We start from the raw sequence: 25,308 nt of genomic DNA, 5'->3' as shown, positions 1-25,308 counted from the left end.
CCATTGTATGCGACGGATAGAATGCCCGCATGTCGTATTTGGTGCTGGCCCGCAAATATCGCCCCAAAACCTTTGCCGAAATGGTGGGGCAGGAACACGTGGTGCAGGCGCTGGGCAACGCGCTGCGCGCACGGCGGCTGCACCATGCGTACCTGTTCACGGGCACGCGTGGCGTGGGCAAGACGACGGTCTCGCGCATCTTGGCCAAGTCGCTCAACTGCACGGGGCCGGATGGGAACGGTGACATCACCGACACGCCGTGTGGCGTCTGCGATGCTTGCCGCGAGATCGACGCGGGCCGCTTCGTCGATTACACCGAGCTCGACGCTGCATCCAACCGCGGCGTCGACGAAGTGCAGGCCCTGCTGGAGCAGGCCGTCTACAAACCGGTGCAGGGGCGCTTCAAGGTCTTCATGATCGACGAAGTGCACATGCTCACCAACACCGCCTTCAACGCCATGTTGAAGACGCTGGAGGAGCCGCCGGAGTATCTGAAGTTCGTGCTCGCCACCACCGACCCGCAAAAAGTGCCGGTGACGGTGTTGAGCCGCTGCTTGCAGTTCAACCTGCGGCCGATGGCGCCGGAGACGGTGGCCCAGCATTTGCAGCAGGTGCTCGCGCGCGAGGCGATCGCGGCGGAGCCGGGCGCGGTGCGGCTGCTCGCGCGCGCGGCGCGAGGCTCGATGCGCGACGCGCTGAGCCTGACCGATCAAGCCATCGCCTTCGGTGCCGGGCGTCTGGCCGAGGCGGACGTGCGCCAGATGTTGGGGGCGGTGGATCATGGTTACGTCCTCGGCCTGTTGCACGCGCTCTCAGCGCGCGATGCACGCGCGCTGGTGGCCGCCGTCGACGACCTGCGTGTACAGGGGCTGCCCCCCGCGGCGACGCTGGAGGAGATGACGGCCATCCTGCAACGCTTGGCGGTGCTGCAGTGGACGGGGGGGGCCGCCGTCGACGACGCCGACGACGCACGCCTGCCGGCACTGGCGGCTGCCTTGCCGGCCGATGTCACGCAACTGCTCTACAGCCTGTGCCTGCATGGGCGTGCGGAGTTGGGGTTGGCGCCAGACGAGTACGCCGCGCTGACCATGGTGCTGCTGCGCGCGTTGGCGTTCATGGGTGAGCCGCCCCCGTCGGTGGTCGCCCCCGTGGCGTCCGAGGCACCGGCGGAAAAAAAAACGCCGCCAGCGCCGCCCCCCGCCCTTGAGCCGGCCGCCGCGGTCGCGCAAACGTTGGTCGGCCCCGCCGTCGACTCGCCGCCGCTGGGGGACGAGTGGGAACGCATCGTGCTTGCCCTGGTGGCGGGCGGGCACGTGCAGGCGCTGGCGCGGGAGCTGGCGCTGCAGTCCGAGTTGGTGGATCGGCAGGCGCACGCTTGGCGCTTGCGCGTGCCCCAGGGCACACTGGCACAAGACACGCCGCGCGAGCGCCTGCGTGTGGCGCTGGCCCAATACCTGGGGCTGCCCGAGGGATGGCAACTGGCGGTGGAGGTGGGCCCCGCGCCCGACTCGCCCGCGCAGCGGCGTGCCGCTGCGCGCCAGGCACGCCAGCAAGCGGCCGAGGCCGCCATTCAGGGCGATCCGCTCGTGCAGTCTTTGATGCGCGACTGGGGGGCGACCATCGTCCCTGGTAGCATCCAGCCCGTCGACGGCGACCCCGCCGTCTGAACCCATCGACCCCCTTCGAGAGAAAGCACTGACCCATGTTCAACAAAGGACAGCTCGCCGGCCTGATGAAGCAGGCCCAGGCCATGCAGGAAAATCTCAAGCGCGCCCAGGAAGAACTGGCGACGATGGAGGTCACCGGCGAATCTGGCGCAGGACTGGTCAAGGTCGTGATGACCGGCAAGCACGACGTCAAGCGCGTCACCATCGACCCCAGCCTGTTGAGCGATGACAAGGAAATGCTCGAAGACCTGGTGGCCGCCGCGTTCAATGCGGCGGTGCGCAAGGTCGAGGAGACGACCCAAGAACGCATGGCCCAGGTGACCGCTGGCATGCCCGGTTTGCCCGGTGGCATGAAGTTCCCGTTCTGAGCGGACGCGACCGCTGCCCATGGGCAAGTCCGCGTCGCGGCGGCTCGAGCAGCTCATCGCAGCCCTGCAGCGGCTGCCGGGCGTGGGCGTGCGCTCGGCCTCGCGCATGGCATACCACTTGTTGCAGCACGACCGCGACGGCGCGCTGCAGCTCGCGCACGCGCTGCAGGCTGCGGCCGAAGGCGTCCAGCACTGCGCGCTGTGCCACACGTTTTCGGAAGAGGCGATTTGCCCGACCTGCGCCGACCCCACACGCGATGCGGGGCTGTTGTGCGTCGTCGAAACGCCGGCCGACCAGGCGGCGCTCGAGCGCACCGGCGCCTACCGCGGGCGCTATTTCGTCCTGATGGGGCGGCTCAGCCCGCTCGACGGCATTGGTCCTGACCACATCGGCGTGCGGCCGCTGCTGGAGCGCTTGCAGAGTACGCCACCGGTGCAAGAAGTGATTCTGGCCACCAGCTTTACCGCCGAGGGAGAGGCCACCGCCCACGTGGTGGGACAACTGGCGCGCGCTCTGGGCCTGAAAGTGACCCGGCTGGCCCGCGGCGTACCCGTGGGCAGCGAACTGGAGTATGTCGACCTCGGTACGATCGCGCACGCGCTGGCAGACCGGCGCTGACGCCTCCCGGCGGGTGCGGGAATACCCGCTCCGGGATGACCCTGTCGGGGCAGATCCCGATGCGCGGCCCCGATGCCGCGTCTTATCCTGTACGGACATCGTCGCCCGCGCGAGCGGGCGGCATCAGCCGGGGCGGCGACATGGACAGGCGGGGTTGTTTGCGTGTGCTGGGGGGGGCGGTCGTCACCACGACGCTGCCGCCACGTGTGCGGGCCGGGGCAGCAGCCCCGGTGTCGGTGCAGTGGGCGCTGCACACACCACTGGCGGCCCTGCCGGTGCGGCTGGCCGAGCGGCTTGGTTACTTCGCCGCCGAGGGGGTGGCCGTTGCGCTGGCGCCGCACGGCTCGGCCTCAGCGGCTGCACTCGACCCCGACGCGGTCCGGGTTCACGCCGGTGCCTTCGACTTCGTGTTGCGCCAACAGCTGCATGGGCAGCCCGAGCAGGCATTTCTGGCGCTGGTCCGTACGCCACAGCTTGGGTTTGGTTGGCGCCATCCGGCACCCGCGCAGGGTCAAGGGCTCGCCGCGGCGCCCGTGCGGGTTGGCGTGCTGGCGGGTGACCGGATGGCACCTGCGATCGCCGCCCTGGTGCTGCAGGGACAGGGGGTCGCGCCGGGGCAGGTGCAGTATCCGACGCTGGGCGACGTGGCGCATACACAAACGCTGCTGGCATCGGGCACCATCGACGCCGTCTGCTTGGGCGACCCGATGCTGACCCAGCTGCAACGCCAGGGCGCCATCCGTCTGGTGGCCGACACCCGCCACCCGTCGGACAGTCAGCGCTTGCTCGGTGGCCCGGTCTTGTGCGCCTGCCTGAGCGCACCCGAGCCGCAGGTGCGCCGCCACGGCGCCGAGCTGCAGTCCGTCGCCCGTGCGGTGCGGCGTGCGTTGCGCTGGCTGCAGACCGCGGGGCCGTCGGATCTGGCGCGCCACGCCGACCTGGGCGGCTTTGCGGGTGATCCGAGCCTTTTTTTGTCCATTTTGATGCACACGCGGGGGGCGTTTTCACCCGACGGTACGCTGGAGCCACAGGCCGTGCAGCAGGTACTGCGGGTGCTGTACGCGCAACCCCAGGGCATGGATTACGATTCACTCGACCCCACGCGCCTGTACACGACCCGATTGCTGCCGACCTGAGCCGCTTTCGGCGCCGATAATCGGGTCCGTGTCCGCCATCCCGCTTTTCACTGCTCCTGTGCCATCCGATCTGTTCACTTCCGCGAGCGCCGAGGGCGCGACCCACCCTTCGGATGACCCCGAATGGCAGCGTGTGCAGGCGCTGCGCCGCCTGCTGCACCACCACGCGTGGCGCTACTACGTGCTGGACGACCCCGAAATTCCGGACGCCGAGTACGACCGCCTGTTGGCCGAACTGCAGGCGATCGAGGCCCGCCACCCGGATTGGGTGACACCCGACTCGCCCACCCAGCGCGTCGGCGCGCCACCGCTGGAGGGGTTTACCACCGTGCGGCACGCAGTGCCGATGCTCAGCATCCGCACCGAAACCGATACCGACCCGGCCGCTGCGCTGGCATTCGATGCGCGCATCCGCAAAGACCTCGGATTGGGGCCTGACGACCCACCGGTCGAGTACGTGGCCGAACCCAAGTTCGACGGCCTGGCCATTGGGCTGCTGTACGAGCACGGCGTGCTGGTGCGGGCCACCACGCGCGGTGACGGTGAGACCGGCGAGGACGTGACACAAAACATCCGCACCATCGGGCAGATACCCCTGCGGCTGCGGGGGGCGGGAGTGCCAGTGCCCCGCCTGGAGGTGCGAGGCGAGGTCTACATGCGCCGCGATGCGTTCGAGGCCCTCAATGCCCGTCAGCGTGAGCGCGGCGAAAAGACCTTCGTCAATCCCCGCAACGCGGCCGCGGGCGCAGTGCGCCAGCTCGATCCCACCGTGACGGCATCACGCCCCTTGAGTTTTTTTGCCTATGGCCTGGGAGAGGTGAGTCCGCCGACGCACGGCGGCCCCGACTTTCGCCGCCACTGGGACGTCTTGTGCGCGTTGCGGGACTGGGGATTTCCGGTATCCGACTTGGCGCGCCGCTGTGCGGGCGGTCAAGCGCTGGCCGACTACTACCGTGACATCGGGGGCCAGCGTGATGCCTTGCCGTTCGACATCGACGGCGTGGTCTACAAGGTCGATCGGCTCGACTGGCAACAACGGCTGGGCTTCGTTACCCGCGAGCCGCGCTGGGCGATCGCGCACAAATACCCGGCCCAGGAACAACTCACGCGCGTGTTGGCCATCGACGTGCAGGTCGGGCGCACGGGCAAGCTCACGCCGGTGGCCAAGCTTGAGCCGGTGTTCGTCGGCGGCGTCACCGTCACCAACGCCACGTTGCACAATGCCGACGAGGTGCGACGCAAAGACGTGCGCGTGGGCGACACCGTGATCGTGCGACGCGCCGGCGACGTCATCCCCGAGGTGGTGGCGGTGGCGCCCCCGTTGTCGGAGCCGCGGGGCGCGCCGTTCGAGATGCCCACTGCCTGCCCCGTCTGCGGCAGCGCCGTGGTGCGTGAGCCGGGCGAAGTGGATCACCGCTGCAGCGGCGGGCTGTTCTGTCCCGCCCAGCGCAAACAGGCCATCCTGCATTTTGCGCAGCGGCGCGCCATGGACATCGAGGGCCTGGGCGAAAAACTGGTCGATCAACTGGTGGATGCGAACCTGGTGCGCAACGTGGCCGATCTGTACCGGCTGGGCTTGAACGCGCTGGCAGCGCTCGATCGCATGGGCGAGAAGTCCGCCGCCAACCTGCTCGCGGCGATCGAAGCGTCCAAGTCCACGACGCTGGCGCGTTTTCTGTTCGCGCTGGGCATTCGGCACGTGGGCGAGAGCACGGCGCGCGACCTGGCGCGCCACTTCGGTCGGCTCGACGCGATCATGGATGCGTCGGTAGACGAGCTGCAGGCGGTGCCCGACGTCGGGCCCGTGGTGGCGCGCAGCATCCACACCTTTTTTGCGCAGCCGCACAACCGCGAAGTGGTCGAGCAGTTGCGCGCCTGCGGCGTCCACTGGCCCGAGCACGAGGGCACACCGGCCGCCACACCGCTGCCGCTGGCGGGCAAGACGTTCGTGCTGACCGGCACGCTGCCCACGCTCACACGCGACGAAGCCAAGGCCCGCATCGAAGCCGCGGGGGGGAAGGTGGTGGGATCGGTCAGCCGCAAGACCGACTGGGTGGTCGCCGGTGAGGCCGCGGGCAGCAAGCTCGAGCGTGCCCGAGAACTGGGCGTGCCCGTGCTCGACGAGGCGGGGTTGCTCGCGCTGTTGGGCGAGGCGCCCAAGTCGACGCCCGCGCCCGGAGCTGGCATCAGTCCTGCTTGAAACGGTAGTGGTCGCGGTTGAGGACGGCGGCCACCGCCGTCACTTCCTCGGGCCACAGCTGCAGGTTGAGTATGCTGTTGCACTGCTCGACCATACCGCGTAGCAGGCCCGGGGTGTTGATGCGCCCCAGCGGCCGGTAGATCGCGCTGCCGTCGCCGCCAACCTTTTCCGCATGGCATTGGGCGCAACGGTGCTGCTGGATCAGCTTCTCGCCCTGCGCGAGGTCGGCGTCCCGAAAAATGGTGGGCACGTCGGCCCGTACGCCGGTAGCCGCCGCCAGAGCAAGCCCTAGCACCCCGCATACCGCCCGCGCTGCCGAGAGGGTGTCGTGTCGCATGGTGCCTCCTTGAGCTGTCGTCCGTGCACTATACGGCGGAACCCGCTGCGTCGTCCAGTACCGCCATCAAGTCCTGGGTGAGCTGGGCTTGCTCGCGCGCGACATGCAGCGTCGGCCCCGTGATGACGAAGGTGTCCTCGACCCGCTCGCCCAGTGTCGTGACCTTGGCCAGCTGCACCTGAACCCGGTGCCGCATGAACACCCCTGCGATGCGGTAGAGCAGACCCTTGCGGTCGCTGGCGGACACGCTCAGCAGCCAGCGCTGCCCGCGTTCGTCGGGCTGTAACTGCACCCGGGGCACGACCGGAAAACTGCGCACCCGCCGCGAGACGCGGCCGCGCCCTGGCGTCGGCAATGGGGCCGCGGGATCGAGCGCGCGCGGCAAGCCGCTTTCCACCAGTGCGACCAACTCGCGGTAGTGTTCGGACAAGGTTTCGGTGGCGACCTGGAAGGTGTCGAGCGCACAGCCGTCGGCAGTGGTGTGGATCTTGGCGTCCAGAATCGAGAAGCCCGCTTGGTCGAAATAGCCACAGATGCGCGCGAACAGCTCGGGCTGGTCGGCGCAGTACACCAGCACCTGCAGCCCTTCGCCCGCCGGTGAGAGGCGCGCGCGCACGATGGTTGGCGGGAAGGTGCTACTGGTCTGCGCCAGTGCGCGCGACAGGTGGCGGGTGTGCCAAGCGATTTCGTCGGCACTGTGCCGCATGAAGTAGCCCACGTCCAGCCGCGACCACAGGGCCAGGTGCGCCTGATGGGGTAGGGCATGCAGGGCGAGCGCGGCCAAGGCTTCACGCTTGCGCGCCTCCACCTCGGCATGGGGGTCGGGGGCACCGCCGCCCAGCACCCGCAGCGTGACGCGGTACAGGTCTTCCAGCAACTTGGCCTTCCAGCCGTTCCACACCTTGGGGCTGGTGCCGCGGATGTCGGCCACGGTCAGCAGATACAGCCCGGTCAGTCGCCGCTCGTCCCCAACCAGGCGGGCGAAGGCGCGAATCACCTCGGGATCGCTGGTGTCCTCCCGTTGTGCCACGTGGCTCATGGTCAGGTGCTGCGCGACCAAAAAGCGAATCAGCTCGGCGTCCTCGCGCGCGATCCCGTGCTGGCGGGCAAACACCATCACGTCGCGCGCGCCGATGACCGAGTGGTCGCCGCCGCGGCCCTTGCCGATGTCGTGAAACAGCGCGGCCACGTACAGGATCCACGGCTTGTCCCAGCCGGCGGCGAGCTGCGAGCAAAACGGGTATTCGTGGGCATGCTCTGGCATGAAGAAGCGCCGCATGTTGCGCAGCACCATCAGGATGTGCTGGTCGACCGTGTAGACGTGGAACAGGTCGTGCTGCATCTGCCCGACCGCGTTGCGAAACGGCCACAGGTAGCGCCCCAGGACGGAGGTCTGGTTCATGAGCCGAAAGGCATGGGTGATGCCCTGGGGCTGCTGCAGGATGCGCAGAAAGGTCTGGCGATTGACCGGATCGCGCCGAAATGCCGCGTTCATGATGGGGCGGGCGTTATAGAGCGCGCGCAGCGTACGCGCCGATAGCCCCTTGATGCCGGGGGTCTGCTGGTAGAGCAAAAAGGTTTCCAAAATGGCGTGCGGTTGGTGCCAGTAGAGGTCGTCGCTGGCCACCTCCAGCATGCCACCCCGGTCCAGAAAGCGCTCGTTGATGGGGCGCAGGGGGCCGACGCCGTGCTCATCGCGCTCGAGCCGCTCCTGAATGTTGAGCAGCAAAATCTGATTGAGCTGCGTCACCGCCTTGGCCGCCCAATAGTAGCGCCGCATGAAGCGCTCACTGGCGCGGCGGGCATGGCGTGCCGACTGCTCGCGCCCCCCCTCAGCACCCAGCTGCGCCTCGATACCAAAGGCCTCCGCCAGCGCGGTCTGCAAATCAAAGACCAGCCGATCCTCGCGTCGACGCGCCAACACGTGCAAGCGGGCGCGGATCAGGCTCAAGAGTGCCTCGTTGGCCTTGAGCTGGCGCGCCTCGCGTGCGGTGGCCAGGCCGCGCCGCGCCAGCTCGTCCCACGTGCTGCCCAGCCCCGCCGCTTTGGCCACCCACAGAATGACCTGCAGATCGCGCAACCCACCGGGCGACTCCTTGCAATTGGGCTCTAGGGCATACGGGGTGTTTTCGTAGCGCTGGTGGCGCTGTTGCATCTCGAACTGCTTGGCACGGCAGAATGTCAGCGCATCGATCTGTTCACCCAACGCGCGTCCGAGGGCTTCGAACTGGCGCCGATCGCCAGCCAGCCAGCGGCTCTCCAGCAGCGCGGTCTGCACCGAAATGTCGTTGGATGCCTCGCGCAGGCAGTCGGCCACCGTGCGCACGCTGGAACCGATCTCCAAGCCCACGTCCCAGCACTGTCCGATGAAGCGCTCGACCGCGCTCTGCCAGGGGGGCGGGGCGTCGGTGCTGGTGTGGTCGGGCAACAGCACGAGCACGTCCACGTCGGAGTACGGAAACAACTCGCCGCGTCCATATCCCCCGACCGCCACCAGCGTCAGCGCGTGGGGTAGGCCGGCGCCGGTCCACAAACGGCGCAAGGTGTCGTCAGTCAGGCGGCTGAGGCGCCGCAGCAGGCTGCGCACCCCGCGTGAGCGCACGTCCAGCGACTCGATGGCCTGCAGAATGGCCGCCTTTTGCGTGCGGTAGTGCTGGCGCAGCGCCGCCAACGGCGCCTCAGGCAGGGGTGCAACGGTGTCGGTCATGGCCCAGTGACAAGCAAGACCGGGGCCAGCCCACGCTCAGGCCGGGGCGGACTGTGCGGCCGTGACGAACGCCGGCGGGGCAGGGGTGCCAGCCGATTGGGTGAGCACCTCGTAGCCGTTCTCCGTGCACAGCACGGTGTGCTCCCACTGCGCCGACAGCGACCGGTCGCGCGTGACGATGGTCCAGCCATCGCCCATTTCGCGGATGTCGCGGCGGCCCTGGTTGATCATCGGCTCGATGGTGAAAGTCATACCCGGCTGCAGCTCCATGCCAGTGCCGGGACGGCCGTAATGCAGCACCTGGGGGTCTTCGTGAAAGCGGCGGCCGATGCCGTGGCCGCAGAATTCGCGCACCACGCTATAGCCAGCGCTTTCGGCATAAGTCTGGATCGCGTGGCCGATGTCACCCAACCGCACGCCCGGGCGCACCATTTGGATGCCCTTCCACATCGCTTCATACGTGACCTGGCACAACCGCCTTGCGTGGGGCGCAACCTCGCCGACGAGGAACATGCGACTCGTGTCGCCGTGCCAGCCGTTCTTGATGACGGTCACGTCGATGTTGACGATGTCGCCTTTTTTGAGCGGCTTGTCGTTGGGGATGCCGTGACAGACCACGTGGTTGACCGACGTGCAAATGCTCTTGGGGTATGGCTGGTAGCCGTTGGGAGCGTAGTTCAGCGGCGCGGGCACGGCCTGCTGCACGTTCACGATGTAGTCGTGTGCCAGCCGATCGAGCTCGTTGGTGGTGATGCCGGGGCGAACGTACGGGGTCAAATAGTCGAGCACCTCTGCGGCCAGCCGTCCGGCGAGTCGCATGCCTTCGATGCCGGCGGCATCTTTGATGGTGACGGTCATGTCGTGAAATAGAGCTGTTGCGCTGGCCCGTCCGGAGGGGCTCGAACCCCCGACCCACGGCTTAGAAGGCCGTTGCTCTATCCCGCTGAGCTACGGACGGCAGGGGTGTGAATGCATTGGTCGGAGCGAAAGGATTCGAACCTTCGACCCTCTGCTCCCAAAGCAGATGCGCTACCAGACTGCGCTACGCTCCGACGTCGAAGCCCGCATTGTAGCGGCTTGGGCGCACCGCGGCGGCGCCGGGGTGAACGGGCCCCAAGCCGGGGATGATGCATTTCGGAGCATGGGGTGTTAGAATAGCTGGGTCACGACCGAATGGGCGGGTGCATACCGGCCCATTTTTTTTGGTCGAACGTCCCATCACGATGGGTGGCAAGCGTGGGAGCGTGATCAGCGCGCTTTCCCAGAAAGGGCAGATACGAATCGCATGAGCTGGCAGCAGGTGGTCGAGCAGACGGTCGTTGGACTGGGGTACGAGTTGGTGGATCTGGAGCGGTCCGCCGGCGGGCTGCTGCGCGTGACCATCGACTGGCCGTGGGATGCGGCGCAGCCGCAAGAGCGCTTCGTGACCGTGGACGATTGCGAACGCGTCACGCGCCAGCTCCAGTACGTGCTGGAGGTGGAGGGCGTCGATTACCGGCGCCTGGAGGTCGGCTCGCCCGGTATCGACCGCCCGCTGCGCCATGAGCGGGATTACGAGCGCTTCGTGGGCGAAGTCGTCGATCTGTCGCTGCGCACACCGATCGGGGCGGCGGCTGCCGGTGCGGTGGCGCCGACGCGCAAGAAGTTCCGTGGCACCTTGCGCCGTGGCAGCCAGCCGGGTACCTGGCAGCTCGAGCTGATCGACGAGGCGACGCCGTCTGCGCGCGCCAAGCCGACCGGCAAGCCACAGCGGCGCGTGGCGGACCTGGCCACCGTTCAGGTGCTGGGTTTTACGCTCGACGAGGTGCGCGAGGCGCGCCTGGCGCCCATCGTGGATTTCAAAGGGCGCCGCCCGCGCGGCGCCCATGATCCCGCTTGAAACGAATACGCAGGCAGTGAAAGGCAGGCCAGAACAATGAACCGCGAAATGTTGATGTTGATCGATGCCATCTCGCGCGAGAAGAATGTGGAGCCGCGCGTCGTGTTGGCAGCGGTGGAGTCGGCCCTTGCGTCGGCGACCAAGAAGCTGCTCGGCGGCGAGGTGGACGTGCGGGTGTCGATCGATCCGGACACCGGGGCGTATGAAACGTTCCGGCGCTGGAAAGTGGTGCCCGACGAGGCCGGCCTGCAAAACCCGGACGCTGAGGAGCTGTACTCCGACGCGGTGGAAGACCATCCGGGCATTCAGGTGGGCGACTACATCGAAAAGCCGATCGAGAGCGTGCCCATTGGCCGCATTGGCGCCATGGCCGCCAAGCAGGTCATTCTGCAAAAGATCCGCGATGCCGAGCGAGAGATGCTGCTCAACGACTTCCTGTCGCGTGGCGACCGGATCTTCGTTGGTACCGTCAAGCGGCTCGACAAGGGCGACGTCATCGTCGAAAGCGGCCGGGTTGAAGGCCGCTTGAAGCGCAGCGAGATGATCCCGAAGGAGAACTTCCGTACGGGCGACCGGGTGCGTGCCCTCATCATGGAGGTGGATCCCACGCTGCGCGGCGCGCCCATCCTGCTGTCGCGTGCGTCGCCGGAGTTCATGATCGAGCTGTTTCGCCAAGAAGTGCCTGAGATCGAGCAGGGGCTGCTGGAGATCAAGGCCTGCGCGCGTGACCCGGGCAGCCGCGCCAAGATTGCCGTGCTCTCGCACGACCGACGCATCGACCCGATCGGCACGTGCGTGGGCGTGCGCGGCTCGCGCGTCAATGCGGTCACCAACGAGCTCTCCGGCGAACGCGTGGACATCGTGCTGTGGAGCGACGATCCTGCCCAATTCGTCATCGGCGCGCTGGCGCCGGCCAACGTGCAGTCGATCGTGGTCGACGAAGAACGGCACGCGATGGACGTGGTGGTCGACGAAGAAAACCTGGCCATCGCCATCGGCCGCGGCGGGCAAAACGTGCGCCTGGCGTCCGAGCTGACCGGCTGGAAAATCAACATCATGACGGCCGAAGAGTCGGCCCAGAAGCAGGCGCAGGAGCGCCAAGCGCTGCGCGAGCTGTTCATGAACAAGCTCGACGTGGACGAGGAAATCGCCGACATCCTGATCGAAGAAGGCTTCACCAGCCTCGAGGAAGTGGCCTACGTGCCGCTGCAGGAAATGCTGGAGATCGAAGCCTTCGACGAGGACACCGTCAACGAGTTGCGCGCACGCGCCAAGGACGCGCTGCTGACGATGGAGATCGCCAAAGAAGAAAGCGTCGAGGAGGTCTCGCAGGACCTGCGCGACCTGGAAGGCATGAGCACCGACCTGATCGCCAAACTGGCCGAAGCCGGTGTGCACACACTCGACGACCTGGCCGATTTGGCGGTCGACGAATTGATCGAAATCACGGGGCAAAGCCGCGAAGAAGCGACGGCCCTGATCATGAAGGCGCGCGAGCACTGGTTCGCTGGTGATGCGTCGTCCGCGCGTTCGTGAACGGCCCAGCCGAGGAGAAGGACCCCCTATGTCGAGTAACACCGTCGCCGAATTCGCTGCCGAACTGAACAAACCCGTCTCGCTGCTGCTGGAGCAGTTCGCTGCCGCTGGCGTGGACAAGCGTGCGGGCAGCGATTCCGTGACCGAAGCGGACAAACAGCGCCTGCTGGCCTACCTCAAGGCGGCCCACGGCACCCAGGGTCAGGAGCGACGCAAGATCACCCTGACCAAGCGTTCGACCACTGAGATCAAGCAGGCCGACGCGTCGGGCAAGGCGCGCACGATCCAGGTCGAGGTGCGCAAGAAGCGCACCTTCGTCAAGCGTGACGACGAGACCGAGACGCGGGCACCGGAGGTGTCGGAGGCGGAGGAAGCGGCGCAGGCGACGGAGCTGGCGCGCCGCGAGGAAGAGGCGCGCCTGCAGGCCGAGCGCCTGCGCCAGGAAGAGGAGGCGCTGGCCCGCCAACGTCGCGAGCGTGAGGAGGCCGAGGCCCGCGCTGCCGAAGAAGCGCGCCTGGCGCGGGAGGCCGCCGAGGCGCGCGCCCGTGCCGAGCGCGAGGCGGCGCTCGCGCGCGCTCGCAACGAAGCCACCGCCACCGCCGATGTGGCGCCAGCGGCGGCCGAGAAGGCGCCCAACCCGTCCTTGAGCGACGCGGCGGCGCAAGAGGCTGCCGAGCGCCAAGCCGCGCAGCAGGCCGAGCAGGCCCGGCGTGAAGCCGAACGTGCCGCCGAGGAGGCGCGCGCGCGCGAGCTGGAAGAGCGCCGCCGCAAGGCGCTGGCCGAGGCGGAGGCGATTCGCGCCATGATGGCCCAGCCGCGCAAGGTGCTGGTGGCCAAAAAACCGGAGGAGCCCAAACCCGCGGCCGAGGCAAAACCCGGCCTCAAGGGCACGCTGCACAAACCGGCCGGCACGCCCGCGCGTCCGGCGCCGGCACCGGCTGCGCCTTCGGCCAAGAAAGAGGTCAAATCCGAAGCCTTGTCGTCGTCTTGGAAGGACGATGCGGCGAAGAAGAAAGAGCTCAAGACCCGGGGTGACAGTGGCCCGGCTCGTGGCGGCAGCAACTGGCGTGCCGGCCCCAAGGGCAAACCCGGCCGCGGTGGGCGCGACGAGCGCGATGGGCGCGGCCCGTCGTCGCCCGCGACGGCCGAGCAGCGTGTCATCGAGGTCCACGTGCCCGAGACCATCACAGTGGCCGAGCTGGCACACAAGATGGCACTCAAAGCGTCCGAGGTCATCAAGCAGCTCATGAAACTGGGCCAGATGGTGACCATCAACCAGTCGCTGGACCAGGATACGGCCATGATCGTGGTCGAGGAGCTGGGGCACAAGGCCATCGCCGCCTCGCTGGACGACCCGGAGGCGTTTTCGGAAGAGGAGGCCGTGCTGTACCAAGGCGAGCCCAAGCCGCGCCCGCCGGTGGTCACGGTCATGGGTCACGTGGACCACGGCAAGACGTCGCTGCTGGACTATATCCGCCGCTCCAAGGTCGCTGCGGGCGAAGCCGGCGGCATCACGCAGCACATCGGCGCCTATCACGTGGAGACGCCGCGCGGTGTCATCACCTTCCTGGACACGCCGGGCCACGAGGCGTTTACCGCGATGCGCGCGCGCGGCGCCCAGGCCACGGACATCGTGATCCTGGTGGTGGCCGCCGACGATGGCGTCATGCCGCAAACGCGCGAGGCGATCAAGCACGCCAAGGCGGCAGGGGTGCCGATCGTGGTGGCGTTGACGAAGATCGACAAGCCCGACGCCAACCCCGAGAAGGTCAAGCAAGAGCTGGTGGCCGAAGAAGTCGTGCCCGAGGAATACGGCGGTGACTCCCCCTTCATTGGGGTGTCGTCCAAGACCGGGCAGGGCATCGACGAGCTGCTGGAAAACGTGCTGCTGCAGGCCGAGGTGCTCGAGCTCAAGGCCCCGGTGGACGCCAAGGCCAAGGGGTTGGTCATCGAAGCCCGCCTGGACAAAGGCCGCGGCCCGGTGGCCACGGCGTTGGTGCAATCCGGCACGCTGCGCGTGGGCGACGTGGTGCTGGCGGGCCAGACGTACGGCCGGGTGCGCGCCATGCTCGACGAAAACGGTCGCCAGGTCAAGGAAGCGGGCCCGTCGATCCCGGTCGAAATCCAGGGGTTGGCGGAGGTTCCGCTGGCGGGCGACGACTTCATGGTCATGGCCGACGAGCGGCGCGCGCGCGAAATCGCCACCTACCGCGCGGGTAAGTACCGCAGCACCAAGCTGGCCAAGCAGCAAGCGGCCAAGCTGGAGAACATGTTTGCCGACATGACCGCGGGCGAGGTCAAGACCCTGCCCATCATCATCAAGGCCGACGTGCAGGGCTCGCAAGAAGCGCTGTCGACGGCGCTGCTCAAGCTCTCCACCGACGAGGTGCGTGTGCAGTTGGTCTACGCGGGCGTGGGCGGGATCAGCGAGTCCGACGTCAACCTGGCGATCGCCTCCAAGGCCATCATCATCGGCTTCAACGTGCGCGCCGATGCGAATGCGCGCAAGTTGGCCGAGTCGGCCGACGTCGAGATCCGCTACTACAACATCATCTACGACGCGGTCGACGAGATCAAGGCGGCCATGGCCGGGCTGCTGTCGCCCGAAAAGCGCGAAGAGGTCATCGGCATGGCCGAGGTGCGCACGGTGTTCGTGGCGTCCAAAATCGGCACGGTCGCCGGTTGCATGGTCACCCAGGGCTACGTCACGCGCTCGGCTCATTTCCGGCTCATCCGCGACAACGTCGTCGTCTACACGGGCGAACTGGAGTCGCTCAAGCGCTTCAAGGACGACGTGCGCGAGGTCAAGGAAGGCTTCGAGTGCGGCATCAAGCTCAAGAACTACAACGACATCAAGGAAGGTGACGTGCTGGAGTTCTTCGAGATCAAGGAAGTGGCGCGCACGCTGTAAGGAGCCCACATGCCCCCCCGCAAAGGTCCACACCGCAGCCACCAAGTGGCCGACCAAATCCAGCGCGACTTGAGCGAGCTGATTGCCCGCGAGCTCAAGGACCCGCGCATCGGCATGGTCACTATCCAGTCGGTGGAGGTGACGCCCGACTATGCGCACGCCAAGGTGTATTTCAGCGTCTTGGTGGGCGATCCGGCAGAGACCGAAGAGGCGCTCAACCAGGGCGCGGGTTTTCTGCGCAACGCGCTCTTCAAGCGTCTGCACATCCACACCGTGCCGACCTTGCATTTCGTGTACGACCGCAGCATCGAGCGCGCCGCCGACCTCAACGCCCTGATCGCCAAGGCGGTGGCATCGCGCGGCAAGGACGAGGACCCCGCATGACCGCCGAGCCCCGTGCACGGGTGCCGCGGCGCCCCGTGCATGGGGTGCTGCTGTTGGACAAGCCGCTGGGGCTCAGCGCCCAAGCGGCGGTGGCCAAAGTCAAGTGGCTGCTGGCAGCCGAAAAAGCGGGCCATACCGGCACGCTCGATCCGCTGGCCACGGGCCTGCTGCCCATCTGCCTGGGAGCCGCCACCAAGCTGGCCCAGGTGCACCTGGACGCCGACAAGGGCTACGAGGCGGTGCTGCGTCTGGGCGTGCGCACCCGCACCGGCGACGCCGAAGGCGAGGTGGTGGCGCGCGCGCCGGTGGATCCCGCGCTGCTCACGGCCGAACATCTGGACCGGGTGGCGCGGCGCTTCACGGGCGAGATCGAACAAATCCCGCCGATGCACAGCGCACTCAAAAAAGACGGGCGTGCCCTGTATGAATATGCCCGTGCCGGTGTCGAGGTCGAGCGCCCTGCGCGGCGCGTGACCATCCACGCGCTGACACTCGCCCCCGTGCCCGACGACCCGTCGGCCCTGACGCTGCGCGTGCGCTGCAGCAAGGGTACCTATGTGCGCACACTGGCCGAGGATATCGGCCAGGCGCTGGGGTGCGGCGCGCATCTGATCGCGCTGCGGCGTACCGCTACGGGCGGACTGAGTCTGTCCGACGCCATCACGGTCGATGCGCTGCAAGCCCTGCCACCGGACGAGCGGCGGTGCGCCGTGCGGCCGCCCGAGGTGCTGTTGCACGGCTGGCCCGAGATCGTGTTGAACGAGCGGGAAGCCGCGCGGTTTTTGTCGGGCCTGCGCCGTCGTGGCCCATGGCCCGACGCGGCGCATGTCGCCGTCTTCGGGGAACGCCCCCGTGCTTTGCTGGGCATCGCCCATTGCCAAGGGGGTGAGCTCATCCCCGACCGGCTGCTGACCCCCATCGAAATTGCCCAATGGCTGACCCAAGTTTCCCCATCATGAGCCGACCCATTCGCAACATCGCCATCATCGCCCACGTCGACCACGGCAAAACCACGCTCGTCGACCAACTGCTGCGCCAAAGCGGCACCTTCCGCGACAACCAACAGATCGGTGAGCGCGTGATGGACAGCAACGACCTCGAGCGCGAGCGCGGCATCACCATCTTGGCCAAAAACTGCGCCGTGCGTTGGAAGGACACGCACATCAACATCGTTGACACGCCCGGCCACGCCGATTTTGGCGGCGAGGTGGAGCGCGCGCTGTCGATGGTCGATGGCGTGCTGCTGCTCATCGATGCGCAGGAGGGGCCGATGCCGCAGACGCGCTTCGTCACCAAAAAAGCGCTGGCGCTCGGGCTCAAGCCGATCGTCGTCGTCAACAAGGTGGATAAACCCGGCGCGCGCCCGGACTACGTCATCAACGCCGCGTTCGATCTGTTCGACAAGCTGGGGGCCACCGACGAGCAGTTGGATTTTCCGGTGGTGTACGCCTCGGGCCTCAACGGCTGGGCGTCGCGTACCGAGGGTGAGCCCGGGCAAGCGTGGGGGACCGACATGGCCCCGCTGTTCGAGACCATCGTGCAGCACGTACCCGTGCACCAGGGCGACCCCAATGCGCCGCTGCAGCTGCAGATTTCGTCGCTGGATTATTCGTCGTACGTGGGGCGCATCGGGGTAGGGCGCATCAACGCAGGCACCATCCGCCCTGGCATGGAGGTGCTGGTGTGCGAAGGCCCCGACGGACCGCGCCGCAAGGGGCGCATCAACCAGGTGCAAACCTTCCAGGGCCTGGAGCGCGTGCTGGCCGACAGTGCCGGCCCGGGCGACATCGTGCTCATCAACGGCATCGAGGACATCGGCATTGGCGTGACGGTGTGCGACCCGCTCGATCCGCGTCCGTTGCCCATGCTCAAGGTCGATGAGCCGACGCTGACGATGAACTTCTGCGTCAACACGTCGCCGCTGGCGGGCCGCGAAGGCAAATACGTCACCAGCCGCCAGATCTGGGACCGCCTGCAGCGCGAGCTGCAGAGCAACGTGGCCCTGCGCGTGCGCGAGACCAGCGAAGACGGGGTGTTCGAAGTGTCGGGCCGCGGCGAGCTGCACCTGACCATTCTGCTGGAAAACATGCGCCGCGAGGGCTACGAGCTGGCGGTGTCCAAGCCGCGCGTGGTGTTCCAGGACATCGATGGCGTGCGCCACGAGCCGATCGAGCTGCTCACGGTGGATATCGAGGAGCCACACCAAGGGGCGGTGATGCAGGCGCTAGGCGAGCGCCGCGGGGAGCTGGTCAATATGGAGCCGGACGGGCGCGGGCGCGTGCGGCTGGAGTACCGCATTCCGGCGCGCGGCCTGATCGGGTTTCAGACCGAGTTTCTCAACCTCACGCGCGGCACGGGCCTGATGTCCAATATCTTCGACGGGTATGAGCCGTACAAGGGTGAGATTGCCAGCCGCAAGAACGGCGTGCTTATCAGCCAGGACGATGGCGAGATCGTGGCGTACGCGCTGGGCAAGCTCGACGACCGTGGGCGTATGTTCGTGCGCCCGGGCGATCCGGTCTACGAGGGCATGATCGTGGGCATCCACAGCCGCGACAACGACTTGGTGGTCAACCCGGTGCGCACCAAGCAGCTGACCAATTTCCGCGCCAGCGGCAAGGACGACGCCATCAAGCTCACGCCGCCCATCGAGCTGACGCTGGAGTACGCGGTCGAGTTCATCGAAGACGACGAGCTGGTCGAGATCACGCCCAAGAGCATCCGCCTGCGCAAGCGCTACCTGAAGGAGCACGAGCGCAAGCGCGCCAGCCGGGACGCGGCATGACGCTGCGTCACGGCCAGGCCGTCGTGTTGATGGTGGCGGTCGCGTTGCTCTGGAGCACGGCGGGTGTCGTCACGCGTCAGCTCGAGCAGGCGCAGGCGTTCGAGATCACGTTCTGGCGCAGTGCATTTACCGCGCTGTCGCTGGCGGTGATCCTGCCTGTGTGGCAAGGCGCAGACGTCTGGCGCCGTCTGATCGGCAGCGGCGCCGCGCTGTGGTTGTCGAGCTTGTGCTGGGCGGTGATGTTTACCGCGTTCATGGTCGCGCTGGCGCTGACCAGTGTGGCCAACGTGCTCATTACCCTCGCCGCCGGGCCACTGCTGACGGCGCTGGTGTCGCGGCTGTTCTTTGGTCAGCGGCTACCGCCGCACACCTGGGCTGCGATTGCGGTGGCGGGCGCGGGTATTGCCTGGATGTTCGACCAACAGCTCGGCAACGGCGGTTGGCTGGGCAGCTTGGTGGCGCTCGGCGCACCGTTGGGGGGCGCGTTCAACTGGAACCTGGTGCAGCGCAGCCAGCGCGAGGGGCAGGGGGTCGATCTGGTGCCGGCGGTGCTGCTGGGGGCGTTGCTGTCGGCCGCCGTCACCCTGCCGCTCGCTTGGCCCTGGCAGGCCAGTGCGCACGACGTGGCCTGGCTGGCCGGGCTGGGGCTGTTTCAATTGGCGCTGCCTTGCGTGCTGGCCGTGGTGTGTGCGCGCGTGCTCAAGCCGGCCGAGGTGTCATTGCTGGCGTTGCTGGAGGTGCTGTTTGGCATCTTGCTGGCGTGGATCGGCGCGGGCGAAGTGCCGTCGCCCGCCGTGTGGCAAGGCGGCGCGCTGGTGCTGGGGGCCTTGTTCGCCCATCTGGGCTGGACCTACCGGAAGGAGACCTTTTCATGACGGCGAGTTGGAGCGATTTCATCCAAGCGGAGCGCACGGCCAATGGGGTGGGGCGCATCACGCTGAACCGCCCGCGCGCGCTCAACGCGCTCGATCTGGGCATGGTGCGGGCGTTGACGGCGACCTTGTTGCAATGGCGCGATGACCCCGAGGTGCGCGCCGTGGCCATCCGCGGCATGGGGCGGGACGGGCCTTTCGGCGCTTTTTGTGCCGGCGGGGACATTCGGTTCTTCCACCAGGCGGCGCTGGCGGGCGACGCGCGGCTGGAGGATTTCTTCACCGAGGAATACACGCTCAACCACCTCATCTTCACCTATCCCAAACCCTATGTCGCATTCATGGATGGCGTGGTCATGGGCGGCGGCATGGGGATCAGCCAGGGGGCGGCATGCCGCATCGTCACCGAGCGCACCAAAATGGCGATGCCGGAGACGAATATTGGTCTGTTTCCAGACGTGGGCGGCGGGTTTTTTCTGAGTCGCTGCCCCGGGCACGTGGGCGAGTACCTGGGCCTGACCGGTGCCGTGATCGGCGCACCGCAAGCGCTGGCTTGGGGCTTGGCCGATGTGGCCGCGCCCGCCGACGATCTGCCGCGCGCCTGGGAGGCGCTCGCCACCCTCGACGCGGCCACGCCGCCAGCGTGGCTCGCGGCATGGCAGGAGTGGATGGCGCGTGCCGACTGGCAGCCAGCACCCGCGCAGCGCACGGTAGCGCCCCTGCCCACCGAGGTGGAGTCGGCCTTTGGCGAGCCGACGGTGGCGGCCATTGTGCAGCGCCTGCAGGCCGCCGACACCGAGGCGGCCCGCCAGACCAAAACCCTGCTGCGCCAGCGCAGCCCGTTGATGCTGCACGTGGTGCTGGCGCAGATTCGCCGCGCGCGCCACCTGTCGTTGGCCGATGACCTGCGCCTGGAGCGCGACTTGGTACGGCATTGCTTCCATCCGCTGCACCTGGGGCGCACGCCCGCGCAGAGCGAGACGGTCGAAGGCATTCGCGCGCTGGCCGTCGACAAGGACCATCAGCCGCGCTGGAACCCCGGCTGCATCGAAGACGTCACGCCCGAGATGGTGGCGCCGTTTTTCGACAGCCCCTGGCCCGCGCATGCGCATCCGCTGCGGGCCTTGGCGTGAAGCGCGGCGGGCTTTAGCGCAGCCGGTGCTTCATCGCCCGCTCGACCTCGCGTTTGCCCTCGCGTTCCTTGATCGTGTCGCGCTTGTCGTGCTGCGCCTTGCCGCGCGCGAGCGCGATCTCGCACTTGACCTTGTTGCCCTTCCAGTGCAGGTTCAGCGGCACCAGGGTGTAGCCTTTTTGCTCTACCTTGCCGATCAAGCGCCGGATTTCGGCTTTGTGCATCAGCAGTTTGCGCGTGCGGTCGCTGTCGGCGCGGATGTGAGTGGAGGTGCTGCGTAAGGGGTGGATGAGGCAGCCGATCAGAAACAGCTCGCCGTCGCGCACGACCACGTAGCCCTCGGTGATTTGCACCTTGCCTTCGCGGATGGCTTTGACCTCCCAGCCCTGCAGCACGATGCCGGCCTCGTAGCGCTCCTCGATGTGGTAGTTGAAGAACGCCTTTTTGTTTTCGGCGATGCGGCTGGCAGTGTGGGCGTGGGACGGCTTGCTCGGCATAGAAACTACAATCCAGACAGGGCCGACGATTGTATGAAACCGAAAACCGTACGCAAGTCCGTGCTCGTCTGGCACAGCCCGCACGAAATGTTCGAGCTGGTCAGTGACGTGGAGCGCTATCCCGAATTTTTGCCTTGGTGCGATGCCGGCCAAGTGCTCGAGCGCACGCCGGACGGCATGGTCGCGTCGATCGGGATGCACTTTGGCGGCGTGCACAAGCGCTTCACCACGCGCAACGTGCACGAGGCCGACCGCCGCATTCACCTGCGCTTGGTGGAGGGGCCCTTTTCCGAGCTGGAGGGGGTATGGGAGTTCCAGCCCGTGGGCGACGGCACCCAGCGCGCCTGCCGCATCGAGTTCACGCTGCGCTACGGCTTTTCCAGCAGCGTGCTCGCCGCCCTCGTGGGGCCGGTATTCGATCGCATCGCCAACACCTTAGTCGACGCGTTCGTCAAGCGCGCGGACCAGATCTACGGGGCCTGAGGTGCGTGTCACCGTCGTTTGGGCGCCCGCGGCGCGCACTGTCCAGGAAGCAATGCTGGAGCTGCCGGAGGGCACGACCGCTGCGCAGGCGCTGGCCCACACTGGCTGGGCCGATGCGCAGGACGTGGCGCAGCGCGACCCGCGCGCCTTGAGCGTGTGGGGCCGCGCCGTGGCTCGTGATGCGCCCCTGCGCGACGGCGACCGGCTGGAAGTCACTCGGCCCCTGCGCGTCGACCCCAAGGTCGCCCGACGCGAGCGGTTTGCCCGGCAGGGCGCGCGTGCCCCGGGGCTGTTCGCGCGGTCGCGGCGCCCGCGGTGATCGAGGTCGATCCGGTCCATCCACGGGCCGCCTTGGGTCTTGGGCCGCGCAAGTGGCCGCATACAATAGCGCTTTTGGAGCCAACCCCATGCGCCTGCTCGGAAAAGCGTTGACCTTCGACGATGTGTTGCTGGTCCCCGCGTATTCGCAAATCCTGCCCAAGGATACGTCACTCGCCACGCGCCTGACGCGCGACATCACCCTGAACCTGCCACTGGTGTCCGCCGCCATGGACACCGTCACCGAGGCGCGCTTGGCCATCGCCATCGCGCAAGAAGGCGGTATCGGCATCGTGCACAAAAACCTGTCGGTGCAGGAGCAAGCCGCTCACGTGGCCAAGGTCAAGCGCTACGAGTCTGGCGTGTTGCGCGACCCAGTGGTCATCAGCCCTGAGACGACCGTGCGCCAGGTCGTTGAGCTGTCGAACGAGCTGGGCGTATCGGGCTTTCCGGTCGTCGAGGGTGGCAAGGTGGTCGGCATCGTCACCGGTCGCGACTTGCGCTTCGAGACGCGCATGGACATCCCCGTGCGCGAGATCATGACCCCGCGCGAGCGGCTGATCACCGTGCCCGAAGGCACCACGCCCGAGGCGGCCAAGGCGTTGCTCAACAAGCACAAGTTGGAGCGGCTGTTGGTGGTCAACGACGCCTTCGAGCTCAAGGGGCTCATCACGGTCAAGGACATCACCAAGCAGCTCAACTTCCCCAACGCGGCCCGCGACGAGAGTGGCCGCTTGCGTGTCGGGGCGGCCGTGGGTGTGGGCCCCGGCACCGAAGAGCGCGTCGAGGCCCTGGTGCGCGCGGGCGTGGATGTGATCGTGGTCGACACCGCCCATGGGCACAGCAAAGGGGTGCTGGACCGGGTGCGCTGGGTCAAGCAGAACTACCCCCAAGTGCAGGTCGTGGGCGGCAATATCGCCACGGGCGAAGCGGCGCGGGCCCTGGTGGAAGCGGGGGCCGATGCGGTCAAGGTGGGCATCGGCCCCGGTTCGATCTGCACCACGCGTATCGTGGCCGGCGTGGGTGTGCCGCAGATCACGGCCATCGACAACGTGGCCCAGGCCCTGAAGGGCACGGGCGTGCCCCTGATTGCCGATGGCGGCATCCGCTACAGCGGCGACATCGCCAAAGCACTGGCCGCTGGCGCCCACGCCGTGATGATGGGCGGCATGTTTGCCGGCACCGAAGAGGCACCGGGTGAAGTCATCCTCTACCAGGGCCGCAGCTACAAGAGCTACCGTGGTATGGGCTCGATCGGCGCCATGAAGGCGGGCAGCGCCGACCGTTATTTCCAGGAAAACGACGAAACCGCCAACCCCAACGCCGACAAACTGGTACCCGAGGGTATCGAGGGGCGGGTGCCGTACAAGGGTTCCGTGGTGGCCATCATTTTCCAGATGGCGGGCGGTATCCGCGCGGCACTCGGCTACTGCGGTTGTGCCAATATCGATGAGCTGCACCAAAAGGCGGCCTTCGTGCAGATCACGGCCGCGGGCATCCGCGAGAGCCACGTGCACGACGTGCAGATTACCAAGGAAGCGCCCAACTACCGGCTCGACTGATCACTGGCTCGACGGATGGCCGCCCCGATGGCACACGACAAAATCCTCATTCTCGACTTCGGCTCGCAAGTCACCCAGCTCATCGCGCGCCGCGTGCGCGAGGCGCACGTGTATTGCGAGGTCCATCCGTGCGATGTCAGCGACGACTGGGTGCGGGCCTATGCAGCCGACGGGCGGCTCAAGGGCATCATCCTGTCGGGCAGCCACGCCAGCGTGTACGAGGTGGATGACCGCGCGCCCGATGCGGTGTTCGAGCTCGGCGTGCCGGTGCTGGGCATTTGCTATGGCATGCAAACCATGGCCCAGCAACTGGGGGGCAGGGTCGAGGGCTCGCCCACGCGCGAGTTTGGCTACGCCGAGGTGCGTGCGCGTGGCCACACCGCACTGTTGCGCGATATCGCCGATTTCCACACCCCCGAGGGCCATGGCATGCTCAAGGTGTGGATGAGTCACGGCGACAAAGTGGTTGAGATGCCGCCGGGCTTCAAGCTCATGGCCAGCACCGATGCCTGCCCGATCGCCGGCATGGCCGACGAGACGCGGCGCTTCTATGGCGTGCAGTTCCACCCCGAGGTCACGCACACGGTGCAAGGGCGCGCGATCCTGGAGCGCTTCGTGCTCGACATCTGCGGCGCGCGGCCGGACTGGATCATGCGCGACCACATCGAGGAAGCGGTGCAAGCGATCCGGCAGCAAGTGGGCGACGAGGAAGTCATCCTGGGACTGTCGGGTGGCGTGGACTCGTCGGTGGCCGCGGCGCTGATTCATCGCGCCATCGGCGACCAGCTCACTTGCGTCTTCGTCGACCATGGTCTGCTGCGGCTGCACGAGGGGGACATGGTGATGGACATGTTCGCCGGCAAGCTGCATGCCAAGGTCATCCGCGTGGACGCAAGCGACCTGTTTTTGCGCGAGCTCTCGGGCGTGACCGACCCGGAGCAAAAGCGCAAAATCATCGGCCGACTGTTCGTGGACGTGTTCAAGGCCGAAGCCGAAAAACTCAAGGCCGCGCGCCCCGGCTCCAAGGGCATCCAGTGGCTGGCGCAGGGCACCATCTACCCGGACGTGATCGAGTCCGGCGGCGCCAAGAGCAAGAAAGCCGTCACGATCAAGAGCCACCACAACGTCGGCGGCCTGCCCGAGCAGCTGGGCCTCAAGCTCCTGGAGCCGCTGCGCGACCTGTTCAAGGACGAGGTGCGCGAGCTCGGCGTGGCGCTGGGCCTGCCGCACGACATGGTGTACCGCCACCCGTTCCCGGGGCCGGGCCTGGGCGTGCGCATCCTTGGCGAGGTGAAGAAGGAATACGCCGACCTGCTGCGCCGGGCGGATGCCATCTTCATCGAGGAGCTGCGCTCCACCATCGAGCCGAACTCAGGCAAAAGCTGGTACGACCTCGTCAGCCAGGCGTTCGCGGTGTTCCTGCCGGTCAAGAGCGTCGGCGTGATGGGCGACGGGCGCACCTACGACTACGTGGTCGCGCTGCGCGCGGTGCAGACCAGCGACTTCATGACCGCCGACTGGGCCGAGCTGCCGTACAGCCTGCTCAAGAAGGTCTCCAGCCGCATCATCAACGAGGTGCGCGGCATCAACCGCGTCACCTACGACGTCAGCTCCAAGCCGCCGGCGACGATTGAGTGGGAGTGAGTAGAGGTCTTGCGGCGACTGGCGAAAACAAGCAACAAAGGCCCTGTAAATCATTGATATACAAATAGAAATCGTAAAATTTTCTAGCAAGGTCTGGCAGAGTCGAGCAGAGGCAAGCGGGCAATTTTTGCTGGCATTCTTGCTGGCATCACAAGAGCTGATAACATCGCGTTCAACGGATACCATCAGCCACGCGCAGGGCTCGTGATGGTATCGGAACACGCTAACACGTTGATAAAAAACGAAAAAACGCATGGATTCAGCGTTCTTT

General features: G+C 67.1%; 21 protein-coding genes and 2 tRNA genes. 17 read left to right on the top strand and 6 right to left on the bottom strand.

Annotation, left to right across the window (positions count from 1 at the left end):
* The first annotated feature begins 29 nt into the window (after positions 1–29).
* The 5 genes from dnaX (at position 30) to ligA (ending at position 5,990) form a co-directional block, all read left to right on the top strand.
* The gene (dnaX, locus tag ACPYIS_RS11655; protein ID WP_424894701.1) at positions 30–1,667 is read left to right on the top strand and encodes a DNA polymerase III subunit gamma/tau; all 1,638 of its coding nucleotides are present in this window, start codon (positions 30–32) and stop codon (positions 1,665–1,667) included.
* A 35-nt stretch (positions 1,668–1,702) separates the two neighbouring features.
* Complete coding sequence (locus ACPYIS_RS11650) at positions 1,703–2,035, top strand: YbaB/EbfC family nucleoid-associated protein (protein ID WP_299022782.1); 333 nt, start codon at positions 1,703–1,705, stop codon at positions 2,033–2,035.
* Between the two features lie 19 nt (positions 2,036–2,054).
* A complete protein-coding gene (gene recR / locus ACPYIS_RS11645; protein WP_299022784.1) occupies positions 2,055–2,654 on the top strand; it encodes a recombination mediator RecR in 600 nt (199 codons plus the stop codon).
* A gap of 140 nt (positions 2,655–2,794) precedes the next feature.
* Entirely contained in the window at positions 2,795–3,790 is a 996-nt protein-coding gene (locus tag ACPYIS_RS11640) for a hypothetical protein (RefSeq protein ID WP_424894700.1), read from the top strand.
* A 28-nt stretch (positions 3,791–3,818) separates the two neighbouring features.
* Entirely contained in the window at positions 3,819–5,990 is a 2,172-nt protein-coding gene (gene ligA / locus ACPYIS_RS11635) for an NAD-dependent DNA ligase LigA (protein ID WP_425973620.1), read from the top strand.
* Here the strand turns inward: ligA and ACPYIS_RS11630 are convergent.
* The 5 genes from ACPYIS_RS11630 to ACPYIS_RS11610 form a co-directional block, all read right to left on the bottom strand.
* Positions 5,977–6,327 carry a hypothetical protein gene (locus tag ACPYIS_RS11630; RefSeq protein ID WP_424859116.1) on the bottom strand — a complete coding sequence of 117 codons (351 nt, stop codon included), beginning with the start codon at positions 6,325–6,327 and terminating at the stop codon, positions 5,977–5,979. The two genes, ligA and ACPYIS_RS11630, sit on opposite strands and share 14 nt — an antisense overlap.
* Before the next feature lie 28 nt (positions 6,328–6,355).
* Positions 6,356–9,034, bottom strand: coding sequence for a [protein-PII] uridylyltransferase (locus ACPYIS_RS11625; protein ID WP_425973619.1), 2,679 nt, complete (start codon positions 9,032–9,034; stop codon positions 6,356–6,358).
* A gap of 36 nt (positions 9,035–9,070) precedes the next feature.
* Entirely contained in the window at positions 9,071–9,892 is an 822-nt protein-coding gene (gene map / locus ACPYIS_RS11620; protein WP_424894698.1) for a type I methionyl aminopeptidase, read from the bottom strand.
* 23 nt (positions 9,893–9,915) lie between these two features.
* Positions 9,916–9,992: transfer RNA gene (locus ACPYIS_RS11615), tRNA-Arg, on the bottom strand.
* Between the two features lie 17 nt (positions 9,993–10,009).
* Positions 10,010–10,086: transfer RNA gene (locus tag ACPYIS_RS11610), tRNA-Pro, on the bottom strand.
* 233 nt (positions 10,087–10,319) lie between these two features.
* Between ACPYIS_RS11610 and rimP the strand changes: the two genes are divergently transcribed.
* Genes rimP through ACPYIS_RS11570 form a run of 8 tightly spaced genes read left to right on the top strand, consistent with a single transcriptional unit; the run spans position 10,320 to position 20,534 of the window.
* Positions 10,320–10,913, top strand: a complete 594-nt coding sequence (gene rimP / locus ACPYIS_RS11605) for a ribosome maturation factor RimP (protein WP_299022797.1) — start codon at positions 10,320–10,322, stop codon at positions 10,911–10,913.
* Positions 10,914–10,949: 36 nt separating this feature from the next.
* Positions 10,950–12,449, top strand: a complete 1,500-nt coding sequence (gene nusA, locus ACPYIS_RS11600) for a transcription termination factor NusA (protein WP_424859119.1) — start codon at positions 10,950–10,952, stop codon at positions 12,447–12,449.
* A gap of 28 nt (positions 12,450–12,477) precedes the next feature.
* Positions 12,478–15,360: a translation initiation factor IF-2 gene (gene infB / locus ACPYIS_RS11595; RefSeq protein ID WP_299022801.1), complete on the top strand. Its 2,883-nt coding sequence runs from the start codon at positions 12,478–12,480 to the stop codon at positions 15,358–15,360.
* 9 nt (positions 15,361–15,369) lie between these two features.
* Entirely contained in the window at positions 15,370–15,744 is a 375-nt protein-coding gene (rbfA, locus tag ACPYIS_RS11590; protein ID WP_299022804.1) for a 30S ribosome-binding factor RbfA, read from the top strand.
* Entirely contained in the window at positions 15,741–16,703 is a 963-nt protein-coding gene (gene truB, locus ACPYIS_RS11585) for a tRNA pseudouridine(55) synthase TruB (protein WP_299022808.1), read from the top strand. Before rbfA ends, truB begins: the two co-directional genes overlap by 4 nt.
* Positions 16,700–18,529 carry a translational GTPase TypA gene (typA, locus tag ACPYIS_RS11580; RefSeq protein WP_299022810.1) on the top strand — a complete coding sequence of 610 codons (1,830 nt, stop codon included), beginning with the start codon at positions 16,700–16,702 and terminating at the stop codon, positions 18,527–18,529. The genes truB and typA overlap by 4 nt, the downstream gene beginning before the upstream one ends.
* Positions 18,526–19,404, top strand: coding sequence for a DMT family transporter (locus ACPYIS_RS11575; protein ID WP_424894697.1), 879 nt, complete (start codon positions 18,526–18,528; stop codon positions 19,402–19,404). The genes typA and ACPYIS_RS11575 overlap by 4 nt, the downstream gene beginning before the upstream one ends.
* Entirely contained in the window at positions 19,401–20,534 is a 1,134-nt protein-coding gene (locus ACPYIS_RS11570; RefSeq protein ID WP_424894696.1) for an enoyl-CoA hydratase/isomerase family protein, read from the top strand. Before ACPYIS_RS11575 ends, ACPYIS_RS11570 begins: the two co-directional genes overlap by 4 nt.
* A 13-nt stretch (positions 20,535–20,547) precedes the next feature.
* Here the strand turns inward: ACPYIS_RS11570 and smpB are convergent, their stop codons facing one another.
* Positions 20,548–21,030, bottom strand: coding sequence for an SsrA-binding protein SmpB (gene smpB / locus ACPYIS_RS11565; protein WP_299022820.1), 483 nt, complete (start codon positions 21,028–21,030; stop codon positions 20,548–20,550).
* 33 nt (positions 21,031–21,063) lie between these two features.
* Here smpB and ACPYIS_RS11560 point away from each other — a divergent pair, with 33 nt between their 5' ends.
* From ACPYIS_RS11560 to guaA, 4 genes are all read left to right on the top strand, one after another.
* Positions 21,064–21,513, top strand: a complete 450-nt coding sequence (locus ACPYIS_RS11560; protein ID WP_299022822.1) for a type II toxin-antitoxin system RatA family toxin — start codon at positions 21,064–21,066, stop codon at positions 21,511–21,513.
* A 1-nt stretch (position 21,514) separates the two neighbouring features.
* Positions 21,515–21,832, top strand: coding sequence for an RnfH family protein (locus tag ACPYIS_RS11555; RefSeq protein WP_299022824.1), 318 nt, complete (start codon positions 21,515–21,517; stop codon positions 21,830–21,832).
* A gap of 88 nt (positions 21,833–21,920) precedes the next feature.
* Positions 21,921–23,393, top strand: a complete 1,473-nt coding sequence (guaB, locus tag ACPYIS_RS11550; protein WP_299022826.1) for an IMP dehydrogenase — start codon at positions 21,921–21,923, stop codon at positions 23,391–23,393.
* 27 nt (positions 23,394–23,420) lie between these two features.
* A complete protein-coding gene (gene guaA / locus ACPYIS_RS11545) occupies positions 23,421–25,037 on the top strand; it encodes a glutamine-hydrolyzing GMP synthase (protein ID WP_425973617.1) in 1,617 nt (538 codons plus the stop codon).
* Positions 25,038–25,308 lie beyond the last annotated feature (271 nt).

The sequence above is a fragment of the Tepidimonas sp. HKU78 genome, from assembly GCF_049860815.1.
Taxonomy (GTDB): Bacteria; Pseudomonadota; Gammaproteobacteria; order Burkholderiales; family Burkholderiaceae_C; genus Tepidimonas.
Note: the sequence above shows the minus strand (reverse complement) of the source record. Positions and strands in the feature narration are given on the sequence as shown.

Excerpts from the sequence above, each read along its gene's own strand:
- dnaX (WP_424894701.1), top strand. The coding sequence starts at position 30 with ATGTCGTATTTGGTGCTGGCCCGCAAATATCGCCCCAAAACCTTTGCC.
- ACPYIS_RS11650 (WP_299022782.1), top strand. The coding sequence starts at position 1,703 with ATGTTCAACAAAGGACAGCTCGCCGGCCTGATGAAGCAGGCCCAGGCC.
- recR (WP_299022784.1), top strand. The coding sequence starts at position 2,055 with ATGGGCAAGTCCGCGTCGCGGCGGCTCGAGCAGCTCATCGCAGCCCTG.
- ACPYIS_RS11640 (WP_424894700.1), top strand. The coding sequence starts at position 2,795 with ATGGACAGGCGGGGTTGTTTGCGTGTGCTGGGGGGGGCGGTCGTCACC.
- ACPYIS_RS11630 (WP_424859116.1), bottom strand. The coding sequence starts at position 6,327 with ATGCGACACGACACCCTCTCGGCAGCGCGGGCGGTATGCGGGGTGCTA.
- ACPYIS_RS11625 (WP_425973619.1), bottom strand. The coding sequence starts at position 9,034 with ATGACCGACACCGTTGCACCCCTGCCTGAGGCGCCGTTGGCGGCGCTG.
- map (WP_424894698.1), bottom strand. The coding sequence starts at position 9,892 with ATGACCGTCACCATCAAAGATGCCGCCGGCATCGAAGGCATGCGACTC.
- rimP (WP_299022797.1), top strand. The coding sequence starts at position 10,320 with ATGAGCTGGCAGCAGGTGGTCGAGCAGACGGTCGTTGGACTGGGGTAC.
- nusA (WP_424859119.1), top strand. The coding sequence starts at position 10,950 with ATGAACCGCGAAATGTTGATGTTGATCGATGCCATCTCGCGCGAGAAG.
- infB (WP_299022801.1), top strand. The coding sequence starts at position 12,478 with ATGTCGAGTAACACCGTCGCCGAATTCGCTGCCGAACTGAACAAACCC.
- rbfA (WP_299022804.1), top strand. The coding sequence starts at position 15,370 with ATGCCCCCCCGCAAAGGTCCACACCGCAGCCACCAAGTGGCCGACCAA.
- truB (WP_299022808.1), top strand. The coding sequence starts at position 15,741 with ATGACCGCCGAGCCCCGTGCACGGGTGCCGCGGCGCCCCGTGCATGGG.
- typA (WP_299022810.1), top strand. The coding sequence starts at position 16,700 with ATGAGCCGACCCATTCGCAACATCGCCATCATCGCCCACGTCGACCAC.
- ACPYIS_RS11575 (WP_424894697.1), top strand. The coding sequence starts at position 18,526 with ATGACGCTGCGTCACGGCCAGGCCGTCGTGTTGATGGTGGCGGTCGCG.
- ACPYIS_RS11570 (WP_424894696.1), top strand. The coding sequence starts at position 19,401 with ATGACGGCGAGTTGGAGCGATTTCATCCAAGCGGAGCGCACGGCCAAT.
- smpB (WP_299022820.1), bottom strand. The coding sequence starts at position 21,030 with ATGCCGAGCAAGCCGTCCCACGCCCACACTGCCAGCCGCATCGCCGAA.
- ACPYIS_RS11560 (WP_299022822.1), top strand. The coding sequence starts at position 21,064 with ATGAAACCGAAAACCGTACGCAAGTCCGTGCTCGTCTGGCACAGCCCG.
- guaB (WP_299022826.1), top strand. The coding sequence starts at position 21,921 with ATGCGCCTGCTCGGAAAAGCGTTGACCTTCGACGATGTGTTGCTGGTC.
- guaA (WP_425973617.1), top strand. The coding sequence starts at position 23,421 with ATGGCACACGACAAAATCCTCATTCTCGACTTCGGCTCGCAAGTCACC.